General features: G+C 69.8%; 13 protein-coding genes. 7 read left to right on the top strand and 6 right to left on the bottom strand.

The features are described from left to right. Positions 1-36: 36 nt before the first annotated feature. From ACVTJA_RS00965 to ACVTJA_RS00975, 3 genes are read left to right on the top strand one after another with little or no spacing between them, the layout of a single operon-like run. Complete coding sequence (locus ACVTJA_RS00965) at positions 37-612, top strand: hypothetical protein (RefSeq protein ID WP_465832970.1); 576 nt, start codon at positions 37-39, stop codon at positions 610-612. Further along, positions 582-1,454: a hypothetical protein gene (locus ACVTJA_RS00970; RefSeq protein WP_465832972.1), complete on the top strand. Its 873-nt coding sequence runs from the start codon at positions 582-584 to the stop codon at positions 1,452-1,454. The genes ACVTJA_RS00965 and ACVTJA_RS00970 overlap by 31 nt, the downstream gene beginning before the upstream one ends. After that, on the top strand, positions 1,454-1,867 hold the full coding sequence (locus ACVTJA_RS00975) for an ArsR/SmtB family transcription factor (protein WP_465832974.1): 414 nt from the start codon (positions 1,454-1,456) through the stop codon (positions 1,865-1,867). The genes ACVTJA_RS00970 and ACVTJA_RS00975 overlap by 1 nt, the downstream gene beginning before the upstream one ends. Here the strand turns inward: ACVTJA_RS00975 and ACVTJA_RS00980 are convergent. Genes ACVTJA_RS00980 through ACVTJA_RS00990 form a run of 3 tightly spaced genes read right to left on the bottom strand, consistent with a single transcriptional unit; the run spans position 1,830 to position 3,756 of the window. Continuing rightward, positions 1,830-2,231 carry an arsenate reductase ArsC gene (locus ACVTJA_RS00980; protein ID WP_465832976.1) on the bottom strand — a complete coding sequence of 134 codons (402 nt, stop codon included), beginning with the start codon at positions 2,229-2,231 and terminating at the stop codon, positions 1,830-1,832. The genes ACVTJA_RS00975 and ACVTJA_RS00980 overlap by 38 nt on opposite strands. Beyond that, positions 2,228-3,355: an ACR3 family arsenite efflux transporter gene (gene arsB / locus ACVTJA_RS00985; RefSeq protein ID WP_465832978.1), complete on the bottom strand. Its 1,128-nt coding sequence runs from the start codon at positions 3,353-3,355 to the stop codon at positions 2,228-2,230. The genes ACVTJA_RS00980 and arsB overlap by 4 nt, the downstream gene beginning before the upstream one ends. A gap of 35 nt (positions 3,356-3,390) precedes the next feature. Beyond that, positions 3,391-3,756 carry an ArsR/SmtB family transcription factor gene (locus tag ACVTJA_RS00990; protein ID WP_465832980.1) on the bottom strand — a complete coding sequence of 122 codons (366 nt, stop codon included), beginning with the start codon at positions 3,754-3,756 and terminating at the stop codon, positions 3,391-3,393. A 205-nt stretch (positions 3,757-3,961) separates the two neighbouring features. On the opposite strand from ACVTJA_RS00990, the gene ACVTJA_RS00995 reads away from it, so the two are divergent. Next, positions 3,962-6,262, top strand: a complete 2,301-nt coding sequence (locus ACVTJA_RS00995) for a membrane dipeptidase (protein ID WP_465832982.1) — start codon at positions 3,962-3,964, stop codon at positions 6,260-6,262. A 3-nt stretch (positions 6,263-6,265) separates the two neighbouring features. On the opposite strand, the gene ACVTJA_RS01000 is transcribed toward ACVTJA_RS00995, so the two are convergent. Further along, complete coding sequence (locus tag ACVTJA_RS01000; protein ID WP_465832983.1) at positions 6,266-7,567, bottom strand: chloride channel protein; 1,302 nt, start codon at positions 7,565-7,567, stop codon at positions 6,266-6,268. Positions 7,568-7,783: 216 nt separating this feature from the next. On the opposite strand from ACVTJA_RS01000, the gene ACVTJA_RS01005 reads away from it, so the two are divergent. After that, positions 7,784-8,872, top strand: coding sequence for an SGNH/GDSL hydrolase family protein (locus ACVTJA_RS01005; RefSeq protein WP_465832985.1), 1,089 nt, complete (start codon positions 7,784-7,786; stop codon positions 8,870-8,872). Between the two features lie 89 nt (positions 8,873-8,961). Here the strand turns inward: ACVTJA_RS01005 and ACVTJA_RS01010 are convergent, their stop codons facing one another. Then, a complete protein-coding gene (locus tag ACVTJA_RS01010) occupies positions 8,962-9,834 on the bottom strand; it encodes a hypothetical protein (protein WP_465832986.1) in 873 nt (290 codons plus the stop codon). A 123-nt stretch (positions 9,835-9,957) separates the two neighbouring features. Here ACVTJA_RS01010 and ACVTJA_RS01015 point away from each other — a divergent pair, with 123 nt between their 5' ends. Both ACVTJA_RS01015 and lnt read left to right on the top strand, forming a co-directional pair. Further along, positions 9,958-10,587 (top strand): hypothetical protein, encoded by a 630-nt coding sequence (locus ACVTJA_RS01015; RefSeq protein ID WP_465832988.1) that lies wholly within the window; start codon positions 9,958-9,960, stop codon positions 10,585-10,587. Positions 10,588-10,728: 141 nt separating this feature from the next. Beyond that, the gene (gene lnt / locus ACVTJA_RS01020; RefSeq protein ID WP_465840743.1) at positions 10,729-12,288 is read left to right on the top strand and encodes an apolipoprotein N-acyltransferase; all 1,560 of its coding nucleotides are present in this window, start codon (positions 10,729-10,731) and stop codon (positions 12,286-12,288) included. 12 nt (positions 12,289-12,300) lie between these two features. Here lnt and ACVTJA_RS01025 read toward each other — a convergent pair whose 3' ends face one another. Next, positions 12,301-14,568: a hypothetical protein gene (locus ACVTJA_RS01025; protein WP_465832990.1), complete on the bottom strand. Its 2,268-nt coding sequence runs from the start codon at positions 14,566-14,568 to the stop codon at positions 12,301-12,303. Positions 14,569-14,643 lie beyond the last annotated feature (75 nt).

Raw genomic sequence — 14,643 nt, forward strand, 5'->3', positions numbered from 1 at the left:
TATGTGCATTCAGGTGCACACGTCCCAGGGAGAGCCATGAGCCCCCATCTCGTTCTCGCGTCGACCTTTCTGCTGTTCGCCTTCGTGCTCCTCTCCGTGGTGGACGGGCTGTATCTCCACCTCTGGCGCTACCGCCTCCATGCACGCGAGGAGTCCCAGCGCGAGCACTGGTTGCACACGGCCCGCGCCCTGCTCTTCCCGCCGATTCTCGCGACGCTCTTCCTGGCTCCCCCGCAGGGGGCCGTGCTGTGGCTCGGGCTGGCGCTGGTCGCGGTCGACCAGGGCGTTGAGCTCCTCGACACCTTCTCCGAGCGCGACAGCAGGGCGGGACTCGGTGGCCTGAGCTCCTTCGAGTACTCGCTCCACGTGGTGCTCACGACGCTGCGGGTCGGAGCGATTGCGCTGGCACTTGCCGCGGTACCTGCCGAGGCGTGGCACCTGTGGGGCTCCACCGGCACTTCGCGCGAGCATCCCGAGTTCGTGCGCGCGGCGGTGGAGCTCCTCCTGCCCGGTGCCGTCGTGGCCGCTGTCGTCCACGTGTGGCTGGGGTGCTGGGGCGAGGCGGCGCGCGGGCGCGCTGCATGTCGCTGGGGGCGTGCGTGCTGTCGCTGACGGGCGCCGTCCTCTTCGTCCTCTCGGCCTCCTCCACCTTCGGGGTGGCGGCGTCGGCGGGCCCGCGCCCCTGGAGTCAACTGCGGGCGCGCACGCGCTTCCTGGGCGCGGCCCTCGCGGCCAACCTCGTGGGCCTGCCGCTACTGGGCGTGGTGCTGGTGCGCGCTACGGGGCTGTCGGCGGACGTGGGCGACGGGGTGCTGCTGGCCGCGGCCGCACCTGCCGGAAGCAGTGGGCCGCTTCTCGCGCTGTTGGCTGGTGGCGACGCCTTCATGGCCGCCTCCCTCTTCACACTGACGAGTATTGTGGCGGCTGCGGCCGTGCCGCTGGTGCTGCTGGCCACGGGCGCCCTGGAGGGCGTTGGCCAGGGCTTCGCCGTGGCCTTCGGGGGCATCCTCGCCGGGCAGCTGGCGCCCCTGGCGCTGGGCCTCTGGGTGCGCCAGCGCTGGCCTGCGGCCGCGCCGGGCCTGGCGCGCGTGGCAAGCCGCCTGGGCCTCTTCCTGCTGGTGGCGGTGGTGCTGGGCTACCTCGTCACGCGCGGGCACTTCGTGCGGGAGGTGGGCGCGGCGGGCGTCGCCGTGGCGGTGGTATTGGTGCTGGCCGGCCTGGGCGTGGGCCTCCTCGGGCTCCGCCTGCAGCCCCGCGAGCGCGTGGCGGCCGCCCAGGTGAGCGCCGTGCGCAACCTCTCCGTCGCGCTGCTGCTGGCCGAGTTGCTGCGCCTGCCAGCGCGCTCGACGCTCGCCGTGTTGGTGTATGGACTCGTCATGTACCTGGTGGCGGGCGCTGCCGCAGCCCTTCAGCGCGGCCGCGCTGGGACGGCGCCGGCGACGGAGGAGGAGTGATGGCGCACAAGCGCACAGGGCGGAGTAGCGGTGCCGTCGCTGCGTCTTCGCAGGGCGCGCGCGAGAAGAGCGTGGAGGAGCTCACGGCGCTCCTCGACTCGGACTTCCTGCGAGCCCTCACCGAGCCCGCGCGCCTGGAGTTACTCAAGGTGCTCATGCGCCTGGGGGCTGCGGACGTGGGCGCCATCGCCACACACCTGCCGCAGGACCGCTCCGTCATCTCGCGGCACCTCAAGACGCTGCACGACGTAGGCGTCGTCCGTGCTCGCAGCGAAGGACGACACCGCATCTACGAGGTGGATGGCCAGGCGTTCCTCGCCTCATTCGAGGGACTCCTGTCTCGTGTGCGGGAGCTGGCGCCGGTCTGCTGCCCGCCTAGCGCGCCCAGCCCTCGAGTCTCAAGAACGCCATGACGCGGGCCCGCACGTCATCGCGAATCTCGCGCACGCGCTCCACCGGCTTGCCCTTGGGGTCTTCCAGCGGCCAGTCACCACGCTTCAACCCCGGCACGTACGGGCAGGCGTCACCGCACCCCATGGTGATGAGCCACCGAGCGCCCTGGGCCAGCTCGTCCGTGAGGCGCTGGGGCCTGGCGCCCGACAGGTCGATGCCCACCTCGGCCATGGCGGTCTGCACCTCGGGATGAACGCGCTCCCCGGGCTGAGTCCCGGCGGACACGGCACGCGCCTTGGCCGGGTCCACCAGGGCGTTGAAGAAGGCTGCCGCCATCTGCGAGCGGCCGGCGTTGTGTACGCAGGCGAAGATGACCGTGTTCATCGTGCGGACTCCGAGGGAGGGTGCGAGGAGCTCTCGAAGCGGCGGGGCAGCACGGCGTCACGGGCTTCAGGGAAGAGCCGGCGCTTGAGCCACAGCGACAGGTAGACGAGCGCGATGAGCGCGGGCACCTCGATGAGCGGCCCCACCACGCCCGCGAGCGCCTCCCCCGAGGCCATGCCGAACACGCCTACCGCCACCGCGATGGCCAGCTCGAAGTTGTTGCCGGCCGCCGTGAAGGACAGCGACGCCGTCTCCTCGTAGCTGAAGCCCAGCCGGCGCGAGAGGAAGAAGGCGCTGGTGAACATGACGGCGAAGTAGACGACCAGCGGGATGGAGATGCGCACCACATCCAGCGGCAGGCGGGTGAGCTTCTCGCCCTGCATCGCGAACATCAGGACGATGGTGTAGAGCAGGCCGACGAGCGCGGTGGGCCCCAGGCGCGGCAGGAAGCGCTGCTCGTACCACTCCTCGCCCTTGAGCCGGGTGAGGCCGATGCGCGTCAGAGCGCCAGCCACCAGGGGCACGCCCAGGAAGATGAGCACGCTCTTGGCGATGCTCCACATGGACACGTCGAACGCGGTGACATCCGCGCCCAGCCAGCCCGGGATGACCGCCAGGAAGAGCCAGCCCAGCACCGAGTAGAAGAGAATCTGGAAGACGGAGTTGAGGGCCACCAGAACGGCGGCCACCTCGTTGCTGCCGCACGCGAGCATGTTCCAGATGAGGACCATGGCGATGCAGCGTGCCAGTCCGATGAGCACCAGGCCGTTGCGGTAGTGCGGCAGGTCCGGCAGGAAGAGCCAGGCCAGCGCGAACATCAGTACCGGCCCCACCAGCCAGTTGAGCACCAGGGAGATGGTGAAGAGCTTGCCGCGCGTGCGCAGCCGGCCCAGCTCGCCGTAGCGCACCTTCGCCAGCACCGGGTACATCATCCACAACAGGCCGATGGCGATGGGCAGCGAGACGGTGTCCAGCTTCACCGTGTCCAGCCGGGCGCCCAGGTCCGGGAAGGCGCGGCCCAGGCCGATGCCCAGGCCCATGGCGGCGAAAATCCATACCGGCAGGAACCGGTCGATGACAGAGAGCTTCTTGACGATGCTGGCGGAAGGAGCGGCGGCGGTCATGGGAACCGGGGGCGGAGAGGGAAGGAGGCCGTGAGCTACTTGCAGGCGTTGGGGCCACGGGACTTGAGGAGGCGCGCCACGTCCTCGCGGAGCACGTCGCGCCTGGTGAAGGCGGCGACCAGCGCCTTGAGCTGCGCCTTGCACACCTCGTCCATCTGCGGGGCCAGCCGGTAGTAGACCCAGTTCGCGTCCCGGCGGGCTTCGACGATGCCAGCGTTCTTGAGCACGGCGAGCTGGCGGGAGGTGTTCGACTGAGTCAGGTCGAGGGCGGACTCGAAGTGGCAGACACACAGCTCCCCATGGCTGAGGAGCGCGACGATGCGCAGGCGTGTCTCGTCTCCCAGCGCCTTGAAGAGGCGGGAGGCGGAACGGACGTCCAGGGACTTGATGGCAACCGACATGATGGAATCACAATATTGGAATGTCGTGATTCGACAAGCCCGGGTTCTGCAACTGTCATGTGACAGTCCGAGGGCATGGTGTCCCTGCTCTCCCTCCCGTGAGTGCTCCCGCCTCGGATAACCGCATTACGTTACGACGCGTCACGTCTTGAACCGTGCGTGCGGGCCAGCGCTAACTGGCGGGCTCACCTCGAAGGGAGCCCCCGTGTCGCATCCACGCCTCTGGAGACGCTGTTCCGCTCTGGCCCTGTCGCTGGCCCTCGGCTGTACCCCGGTGCAGGACGAGCCCGCCGAAGCTCGCCCTGCACCTACGGCCACCACCGAGCAACAACTGGGGGTGGGTGGCTTCGCCGAGCTGCACCACCACATGTTCGCGGAGGAAGCCTTCGGCGGCGGCTGGTTCCACGGCACCGTCACCGATGCCCTGTCCCGCTGTGACGGCGGTTGGCCCGAGAGCGACCACGCCCGCGTCCGCATGGACCTGAGCGGGTTGCTCAACCTGTGCCCCAACTCCGGCGGCGTGGACCTGAGCGGTGTGCCGATTCTGGCGGGCCTGTTCGGCATCGGCGGCGCGGTGGGCTCGGAGTTCATCGGCAAGATTGAGGGCACGCAAGGCGACACCGGCCTGCATGACGGCCGCCGCAATCCCAATACCGAGTGGCCCCGCTGGGACACGATTGCGCACCAGCAGTCCTGGGAGGGCTGGCTCAAGCAGGCGCACCAGGGCGGCATGTCGCTGGTGGTGGTGTCCGCGGTGAGCAACAAGTTCCTCTGCGACGCGCTGCCCCCGCAGAACCGCACGCGCCCCTGCGACGAGATGGTCGACGTGGAGGTGCAGCTCCAGAAGGCTCGCGACTTCGCCGCCACTCGCGACTGGGTGGACCTGGCGCTCACGCCCGCGGATGCCCGCCGCATCATCTCCGAGGGCAAGCTGGCCATGGTGCTCTCGATTGAGTCGAGCCGGCTCTTCGGCACCGGTGACTGGCGCGCGGAGCTGAACAAGTTCCACGCGCTGGGTGTCCGCACGCTGCAGCCGGTGCACCAGTTGGACAACCGCTTCGGCGGCGCGGCGCCGCACAACGCCATCTTCCAGGCGGCGCAGTTCCTGGAGAACTGTCACATCGACACGGACTGCGGCATCACCGTGGGCGGGCTCACCCTGGGCTTCGACGTGGACTCGCAGTGCCGCAACGTGCGCGGCCTCACGCAGGAGGGCAAGGAGCTCCTCGGGGCGATGATGGACAAGGGGATGCTCATCGACCTCGCGCACCTGTCCGAGAAGGGCGTGCGTGACGCCTACGCGATGGCCGAGCAGCGCCAGTACTACCCGCTCTACGTGAGCCACGGTCACTTCCGCGAGGTGATGAACGGCAAGCTGGCGGAGAACGAGAAGACGACGCCCGCGTGGGTGGTGCAATTGCTGCGGCGCACCGGCGGCATGTTCGGCCTGCGCACCGCGCACGACGAGACGCGCGCGTATACGAAGTCCGGCATCGCCAACAACTGCCAGGGCTCCAGCCGCTCCTTCGCGCAGGCGTACGAGTTCGGCCGCCAGGGACTCAAGGTGCCCATGGCCTTCGGCGCGGACCTCAATGGCTTCATCCAGCAGACGCGGCCTCGCTTCGGGCCCAATGGCGCGTGCTCGGCGGGCTTCCAGGCCGAGGCCGATGCGCAGGCGCACGAGCAGGAGCTGTATGGCCCCGGCCGGCTGGGCACTCCCTTCGACGAGCAGGGGCTCGCGCACGTGGGGCTGCTGCCGGACCTGCTTCACGACGTGAAGAACCTCGGAGCGAACACGGCGCCGCTGGAGAGCTCGGCGGAGACGTTCATCCGGATGTGGGAGCGCGCGTCGGGCCCTCGCACCGGCATGGCGGATGCGGCGAATGACATCGATACCAGCGGCGTGGCGCCGTGGGTGAAGCCCGAGGACCGCGAGTCCGCATACCCCACGGTGTGCGGCGCGCACTACGCGCCGGACAGCAAGACGCTCAACCAGGGCTGCCGCTTCGATGCCGAGTGCATCAGCGACCAGTGCACCTCCGTGCTGTGCAACACCTTCGACGGGCGCTGCGTGTGTAATGACGATGGGGACTGCGGCTCCTCGGCCTACTGCCAGGACGAGATTCCGGGCAACCCGGGCGACAACGACTGCGTGGCGAAGAAGGGGAACTGGGACTCGTGCAGCCGCGATGGGCAGTGCCAGTCCGGTGCGTGCGGCGGATGCGCCAATCTGGTGGGCTGGTGCTACACGCCGAGGTCCAAGGCGTATGGACAGTCCTGCAAGGCGGACCGCGAGTGCACCACGGACCGCTGCAGCGCGGACTGTTATGTGAATCCCACGGGAAGCTGCCTGTGTGACAGCGACTCGCACTGCGGCACCAACCAGTACTGTGGCTGGGGCTTCAACTCCGGCAAGTGCCAGAACAAGAAGGGCAGAGGCGCCGCGTGCTCCGCGGACCGCGAGTGCCTGTCCGGTACGTGCCGCTGGTCGTTCACCTGTAAGTAGTGCTCAGTGCTCCCCGGGCCCGCGCGGTGGCCCGGGGGGCACGGTGTCCTCTTCGGGCAATTCGCGCAGCGGCACCAGTCGTTGCAGCAGCGGCCCGCCATGTTTCAGCCGCGCAATCCTTTGCGCCGGGTAGATGCCCCGGTGTCCCGTGAGCAGGTACGCCACCGTGGAGACAATCACCACGTGGGGCAGCACGCTCGCGCCCAGCAACTCCACCGCCATGATGGACAGCGCGAGCGGCGTGTTGGCCGCCGCCGCGAACAGGGCCGCGAGCCCCACCGCCGCGCCCAAATCAATCGGCAACCCGAGCAGCCTCGCCAGCACGTTGCCCAGCGCCGCGCCGATGAAGAACAGCGGCGTCACCTCGCCGCCGAGGAACCCCGCGCCCAGCGTCACCGCCGTGAAGACCAGCTTCCACGCGAAGGCCGACACGGGGAGCGCCGGGTCGATGAACGCCCGCAGGATTCCCGGCACGCCGAGGCCCAGGTACGCGCTCGTCCCCGACAGCTTCCACAGCGCCACCACCGCCACGCCGCCCAGCGCCATCCGCACCGGCAGCCACGGCACGCGCTTCTCCGATTCCTTCTTCATCCGGTGCGTGAGCTCGACGAACACCACCGCCACCACCGCCACCGCCACCGCGAACACCAGCCACTTCGCCAACACCCACGGCGTCAGCGGCAGCGCCGCCGGTACCGGATACGCCGTGTGGTGGATGCCCAGCCCGCGCGTCACCAAATCACCGACCACCGCCGCCACCAGCGCGGGCAGCAGCGACTCGTAGCCCAGCCGCCCCACCACCACGACCTCCAGCCCGAACACCGCGCCCGCCACCGGCGTGCCGAACACCGAGCCGAACCCGCCCGCGATTCCCGCCGCCAGCATCTCCCGCCGCGTGTCCGGCCCCACGCCGAAGCGCCTCGCCAACACGTCCGCGAGGCTGCCACCCATCTGCACCGCCGTTCCCTCGCGGCCCGCGCTGCCTCCGAACAGGTGCGTCAGCACCGTCCCCGCCAGCACCATGGGCGCCATGCGCAGCGGCACCTGGGCGTCACCCTCGTGCACCGCGTCCAGCACCAGGTTGTTGCCCCCGCGGATGGGCCCGCCCCACCGCCCGTACACCGCGCCCAGCACCAGCCCCGCCACGGGCAGCGCGTACACGAGCACTTCGTGCGACTCGCGGAAGTGCGTGGCCTCGTCGAGCAGGTACAGGAACACCGCAGACGCCACGCCGCACACCACGCCCACCACTCCGCCCAGCAGCAGCCACTGCGCCAGCGCTCGGGCACCTCGGGAGAGATTCACTCTGCGCACCTTGGGACTCCGTGAAACACGATGAAACACTGCGTCAATATTTCATTGCGTTACATGGTCGACGCCGCACTGCGACAAAGGTCTGGGTCTGTCTTTACCCGTGTTTCCTGACATGGCGCGTTATTCCTGAATCGGAGTGATTTGCAAATCAACAGCGTGTAGCGTCCGGCTCCCCCTACAACCCCCCACGGGAAAAAGGAGCGGGGCATGTCCTTCCGTCGCAGCGGGATGTCCTTTGTTGCCATGTGCGCGGCCTTCACGGTCGGTGGTAGCGCGATGGCGAGCACCATCAACCAGAACACGTCGTGGACCATCGACCGGTCCACCGCCACGACGAAGTACCGCGTGGTGGCGTACGGCGACTCCATCTACGCCGGCTACAACGGCGGCATCTCGGGCGTTGCACGCCGCGCCGCGCCGGTGGTGCAGGGCGAGTACCTGGCGCAGCTGTGGAACACGGACATGGAGGTCATCCGCCGCACCAAGTCTGGCGCGAAGGCGGACGACATCTACAACAACAAGATTGTCTCCGAGCGCTCGTACATGCAGGCGACGAACACGCGCGTCGTGATGTTCGAGATGTGCGGCAACGACTATCTGCAGGCCCGCAGCGCCTTCACCGACCAGACGGGCACCTGTAACTACTCCGGCCTGGAGGCCGCGCTGTCCGCGTGCTCCACGTACACGGAGCGGGCGATGCAGGCCATCAACCAGTACGCGACGACGGCCAAGGTGAAGATTGTCTCCAACATCTACTACCCGGGCTTCAACTCGGACAACGTGCTGACGGGCTGCACGGACTCCACGACGGGGCAGAAGATCAACAAGCGCTCCAAGTTCCTGCCGCTGCTGGCGCGCAGCAACTGGAAGACGTGCAGCCTGGCGGAGAAGTACGGCTTCAAGTGCGCGGACTCGTTCGCGGAGATGATGGCCGCGGACTACGACTCGAACGGCGACGGGCAGATTGACTCGGAGGCCATCCGCTATCGCTCGGGCGAGACGGAGAGCGCGTACGTCACCCGCATCACCTCCACGCTGGTCGGCACGCTGCGTGACTCGAACACGCACTTCGTCAGCTCGAGCACCAGCTACGACTACCTCCAGTCGGACGACACGCACCCGACCTACTACGGCACCACCATCGGCGTGAGCATCTTCTCGGGCTCGGGCTCCGGCACGGCCGCGCCGCAGTTCACCGACAGCCAGGTCGTCGGTGGCAAGAACCCCGAGTACAACAAGAACGGCCACGACCGGATGGGCTGGGAGTCCTCCAAGTACAACCCGGCCACGCCGTGATGCACGCGCCCGCGTGAGCGGCGCTGCGTGAGTGAGTGCCTCGGGGCCTCCGACCTGTTTCAGGTCGGGGGCCTCGTCGTTCCAGGAGGTCAGTAGGACGCACCCCAGCGCGCGAGGAGCAGTCCCAGCAGGCCCACGTAGTAGGCGAGCCGATTCAGCCACTCCGCGCCGCGCCGCACGCCTCGTTCGTACCCGGGCGTGAGCCACGCGGCCGCGAGGCACACGGCCTCCGTGAGCGCGCGGAGGAAGCAGGCACAGAGGAAGAAGTTGATGAACACCTGCGCGTAGTCGCTGCCGAAGGAGCGCAGGTACGCCGCGAGCCCGCGGTACTGGTACTCGCCGAAGGGGCTGCCGTAGGTGATGCGCTGGGCGAGCTGGAACATGGCGACGGCGGGCACGGCCGGGACGAGGAAGAGCCGGACGAGCACGTGGTACCAGCGCCGGCGCCACAGCGCGTGCCTCGCCTGGGCGTAGCGGACGAGGGGATGCGACTCGGGCGTCTCGCGCAGCCCGTGGCGGCCGAGCGCCGTGAGCAGCGGCCCCGCGTTCTCGGTGTGCAGGCCGTACGCGAAGTCGCGCCCCGACTTCATGCGCAGCACGAGCCCGGGGCCCGGCAGCGGCACCTTCCAGGGGCGGATGGACTCCACGGCCTCGTGGGGAATCTCCATGCGCGCACCGCCGCGCAGGGTGAGGACCCAGTGGGCGGTGTTCACCTCCACCGTGGCGCGGGCGTACCAGCGCAGCGCGGCGAGGAGCAGCAGCGGCAGCGGCACGCCGAGTCCCAGCCCCTGCACCAAGGGTCCGGGCATGAGCGTCTGCTGGTTGGTGAAGATGTCGAGGGCGAGCCAGCTGGAGAAGAAGAGCAGGCTGCCGAGCAGCACGAGCTGCACCGACACCGCGAGCCCTCGCAGCGCGCGGGGCCAGGCGTGCAGGGTGAAGCGCTCGGGAGCGGCTTCAGGCACGGGCGATGGTGGGGAAGGGACCGGACCGATGGGGGCGGTGGAGGGGGAGCTCATGGGGGCGCCGGAATTGCCTCGGCGAGAGGGGCTCCGTAGCATACGCAGCCCGGAGGTCCGCGGGCGAGCATGAGGCCGCAGCACCCAGAACGGCGCGTCGACTCGGACGGCGTCACGCACGTCGCTCCCACGCGCTCCAGCAGCGGCGTGGGCCTGTGGCTCGTGGGCAGTGCGCTCGTGTTCACCGTCGTGTGTATTGGATTGAGTCTGTGGTGGAGCGCCTCGGACGTGGAGGTGGAGTCGCCGCCGTTCGTCGAGGCTCCGCCCGCGCCCGTGGTGCAGCCGCCCGTGGTGGCGCAGGCGGCTCCCGTGCAGCGGCCGCGTCCCGCTCCGGTGGCGATGCCCGCGCCCGTGGTGGAGGAACCCGCTGTGCCGCCGCCTGAACCCGAGCAGCCGTACACGGGGCCCACGGGGACGCAGCTCTACCGTCCCGGGACGAAGCCGCTGAAGCGTGGCATCGTCGTGCCCGAAGACTTCGAGCTGCCGCCCGGCTACGTGCGCCACTACCAGTCCTCCGATGACGGGGAGCGCCTCAAGGCCATCCTCATGTTCCATCCGGACTACCAGCCGAAGGACGAGAGCGGTCAGCCCGTTCCGCTGCCGGAGAACCGAGTGGTGCCCGCGGAGATGGCGCCTCCGGGCCTGCCCATCCAGATGCTGGAGTTGCCCGAGGGCTCCGAGTCCGGGGCCGCGCCGTGAAGGATGCGCGAGCGGGCGGGCCCGACAGATGAAATCGGCGTTCGACGGCTTCAACGCCGGGGCCGCGCGGTGACGGGCGCGCGAGCGAGTGGTGGCCGGCGCGTGGCCGTGGCGCTGCTCGGTGTGCTGGCGACCACGGGAATGCTGGCGCTGTTCTCCGGGCTGCGGATGCCGTGGACGTTGCTGGGCTGGGTGGCGCTGGTGCCGTGGCTCGCGGTGGTGGACGGAGCGCGCTCGCGGCGCGAGGCGCTGGGGCTGGGACTGGCGCTGGGCGCGGTGTTCTCCGCGGCGGTGTTCGGCTGGTTCGCGGGCTCGGTGCAGGCGTACTCGCAGGCGCCGCTCTGGGTGTGCTGGGTGGCGCTGTTGCTGATGTCGCCGGTGGTGCAGCTTCAGTTCCCGCTCGCGGCGCTGGCCCGGTTCGAAGCGCGCAGGAACGCTCGCGTGCGTCTGGCGTGGCTGCCTCCCGTGGTCACCGCGCTCGTGTACGTCGGCGTGGAGTGGTTCGCGCCGAAGCTCTTCGCGGACACGATTGGCCTGGGCCTCGTCACCCAGGAGTGGTTGCGGCAGGGCGCGGACGTGGCGGGCGCTCCCGGGCTCACGCTCGTGCTCCTGCTCGTCAACGAGTGCGTGCTCGCGACGTCGCGTCGCCTGCGTGCTCCGGGAGAACGCCGCCGTGCGGTGATTCCGGTGGCCGTGTCCGTGACGCTGTTGCTCGTGCTCACCGGCTATGGCGCCTTCCGCCATTCACAGGTGACACAGGCGACGCGTCGTGAGCCGGTGCTGGTGGTGGGCGCGGTGCAGGCCAACATCACGAACTACGAGAAGCTGAAGGCCGAGCGCGGCACGTACGAAGTGGTGCGGATGATTCTCGACACGCACTACGAGATGTCCGACGGCCTGCTGCGCTCCGGGCCCGTGGACTTCCTCGTCTGGCCGGAGACCGTCTACCCCACCACCTTCGGCACGCCTCGCAGCGAGGCCGGGGCGGAGCTGGACGCGGAAATCGCGGGCTATGTCGCCCAGCGCGGCGTGCCGCTCGTCTTCGGCACGTACGACCTCGACGGTGAGCGCGAGTTCAACGCCGCCATGTTCCTGGGTCCGGATGCGCGCGGCGAGCGGCTGGAGCACACCGCCTACCGCAAGACGATGCTCTTCCCGCTGACGGAGTGGGTCCCCGACGTCATCGACACGCCCACCCTGCGCGAGTGGCTGCCGTGGACGGGCCGTTGGAAGCGCGGCCCCGGACCGAAGGCCGTGAGCTTCCGGCTGCGCGACGGGCGCTCGCTCACGGTCGCGCCGCTCATCTGCTACGAGTCCATCTTCCCCTCGTACGTCGCGGACAGCGTGCGTCAGGGCGCGGAGCTGCTGCTCACGCTGTCCAATGACTCGTGGTTCTCCGGCACGCCCGCGCCCCGGCTGCACCTGGCGCACGCGGCCTTCCGCAGCATCGAGACGCGGCGGCCGCAGGTGCGCGTGACGAACTCCGGTGTGTCCGCGCTCATCGACGCCACCGGCACGGTGATGGCCGAGGTGGAGGACAACCAGCGCTCGGGGCTCGTGATGCGCGTGCCCGTCACCGCGCCGCTGTCGTCGCTCGCGCTGGCCTGGGGGAACTGGCTCGGGCCCGTGGCGCTCGTGTTGGCCCTGGGGCTGCTGGGTGGAGCCGCGCTCCTGGACGGTCCGGCACGGCGGAGCAACTGAGCGGGGTGACGACTACGCGTCCTCTTCCCCGCGGAAGGACTCGACGCTGGGGCCGTCAATGCCGCTGGCGGCGCTCAGGAACCCATTGCCCTCCTCGGCGCCGACGTCAGCCTTTCCATGGAGGAGCGCCTCCAGCGCCGTGCGCGTCGTCGGAAGCCCCGCTCCGCGGAGCAGCTCGTCGGCGTTGACGCCGAGCTTCCAGAAGCGCTTGTTGTCGAGCAACGCCTGGAGCACCTCTCGCCGTGCCTCGGACAGTTCCGCCCGTCGCGTGGCGGCGAGCGCCGCCCGGGCGATGCCGTAGACGGTGGTCAGGTCCGCCTGGAGCAGGGCCTGGATGAGCATGCCGTGGTGCCGCGCTCGCTCCTCGGCGGGAAGCAGCGTGAGGACGACCAGCGCTCCCACGTCTTTCGCCTGCGCCCGCTCCACCAGCACCGCGACGGCCCTGTCATTCTTCGGAAGGTGGAGGCGCAGCCAGCTTTTGGCTGCCTCGCTCCGGAGGCTCTCGTCCTCCGAGCCCAGCGCGCGTTCGAGCGCGGCGCGAGAGGCCTCGGTCGCGGGATGGAGTGAGAGCATGCGCGCCGCGAGCAGGCGCTGGTCCGGAGTGCCCGCCCGGCCCTCGAGGAGCTCGCACAGCTCTCCGGCGGCGCGCGCGTCGTCAGCAAGGCCGAGCAGCACCGTCGCGGGCTCGCTGACAGCCGGGTTCGCGTACCGGGACAGGCGGACCCATGCCTCCACATGCTCGACGAGCGCGAGGTGGAAGAGGCCGTGGCCGGTTTCGAGCCCCGCCTTCTCCAGCGCCTGGGCAGCCTCGGTGGGCCCGGGCCCCTTGCGCTGGCGGAACGCCTTCTTCAGCGCATTCGCGGCATCGAGGTCGTAGTCGCGGGTCCCCACCATCGAGAGGAACGTGAGCAGTTGTTCGAGCGCTGCTTCGTTCCTCAGGTGCGAGGTGATGGCGCACATGAACGGGAGCACCGGGCCCGCGAGCTCGGAGATGGAGCCGTGGTGGAACAGGTTGTCGCCCAGCGAGCCAAAGGCGTGCTCGATGGCCGCCGGGGTGTCGAGGGTCATGAGGCGCAGCAGGTTGGGGACTGTTTCCGCCTCCAGGTCGAAGAAGCTCTCGAAGGCTCCCCACTCCACGTCCATCGCCTTCTCCAGGAAGGCCGGCACGGGCTCTCGCTGCAACCGGGAGATGAGCGGCAGCAGCGTCCCGAGCTCTGCTGATGCTCCGAGCCCCAGCCGGCTGACGTCGAGCTCCCGTGCCTCCGCGTCCCCGGCATGGAGCATCCACGTCCCGGAGAGCTGCCCGTCTTGGAGCGGGCCCTCGGCCACCACTGTGCCCTGAGCGTCGAAGGTGCGTCCTCGTCCCTCGCCAGGCAGCAGCTCCGTTCTCAGTCGGCCCGCTTCATCGAAGTAATGGACGCGGACGAGCGCGTCTTGCGCATCCCAGTGCTCCTCCCTCCCGATGCGGTCCGGGAGGTTCCCCCAGCGCTTGACGGATTCACCCGAGACGAGCGACTCGACCTCACGGAAGCCTCCGTGCGCGTCGAAGGTCCGGCGCCGGACCTGGCGGCCCGTCTCGTCGAGCCAGTTCTCATCGAGCACGCCACCGTGCTCATCCAGGGTCCGGTACTGGCGAAGGTGGCGGGGGCGACCGTCCTGGAACTCGACCACCTCGAGCATGCCCCTCGGCCTTCCGTCCGGGGCCACTCCGGAGAACCGCCACCCCCTCCACGTCCCCACTGGCCCCCGCTCCGCGTCCACCGTGCCGGCCACCCATTGCTTGCGTGTCGGAAGCCAGACGGCTTCGGCCGGAAGGAGCTCGGGCCGTGGCGGCGCGGCGGGCGGCTGGAAGGGCGCACCGGGCGGGAGCGAGACAATCCGCTTCGCCAGCTCCGGCTGGCTCGCGAGTGCGGCTTCCAGGGCGGCGCCGGGCTCATGTCCGAAGCCCAGGGCGAGGAGCGCCTCGACGGCCTCGGTGTCGCCCTGCTCCGACGCATGGACCAGCACGTTGCCCTCACGCTGGAAGTCAGGCGAGCGGCTGCCCGTGCTCCGCCGGTTCCCCGCGTGGTACGTCACCGCGACGAGCTCGCCCTCCAGCGTCCAGAGCCGGTGAAGCCCCCGGGCCAGCTCTCCGCTCTCGAGGAGGCCCGTCCTCCACGCGCGCGCATCGTCGGTGAGCCGGGCGTCTTCCGGAAGGCCGGCGGGCCGCGCCGGGGCCGGCTCGCCCTTCGGTGTCAGGGGCTGGCTGGGGGCGTCCGGCGGAGGGGTGGGGAGCGACATGGTGGAGCGTGGCTATCAGCAACCGGTAGATGCATCCAGGTTGCAGCAGCGGATGCCTCTCACGATTCGCTCCCG

Source organism: Pyxidicoccus sp. M6 (assembly GCF_055568925.1).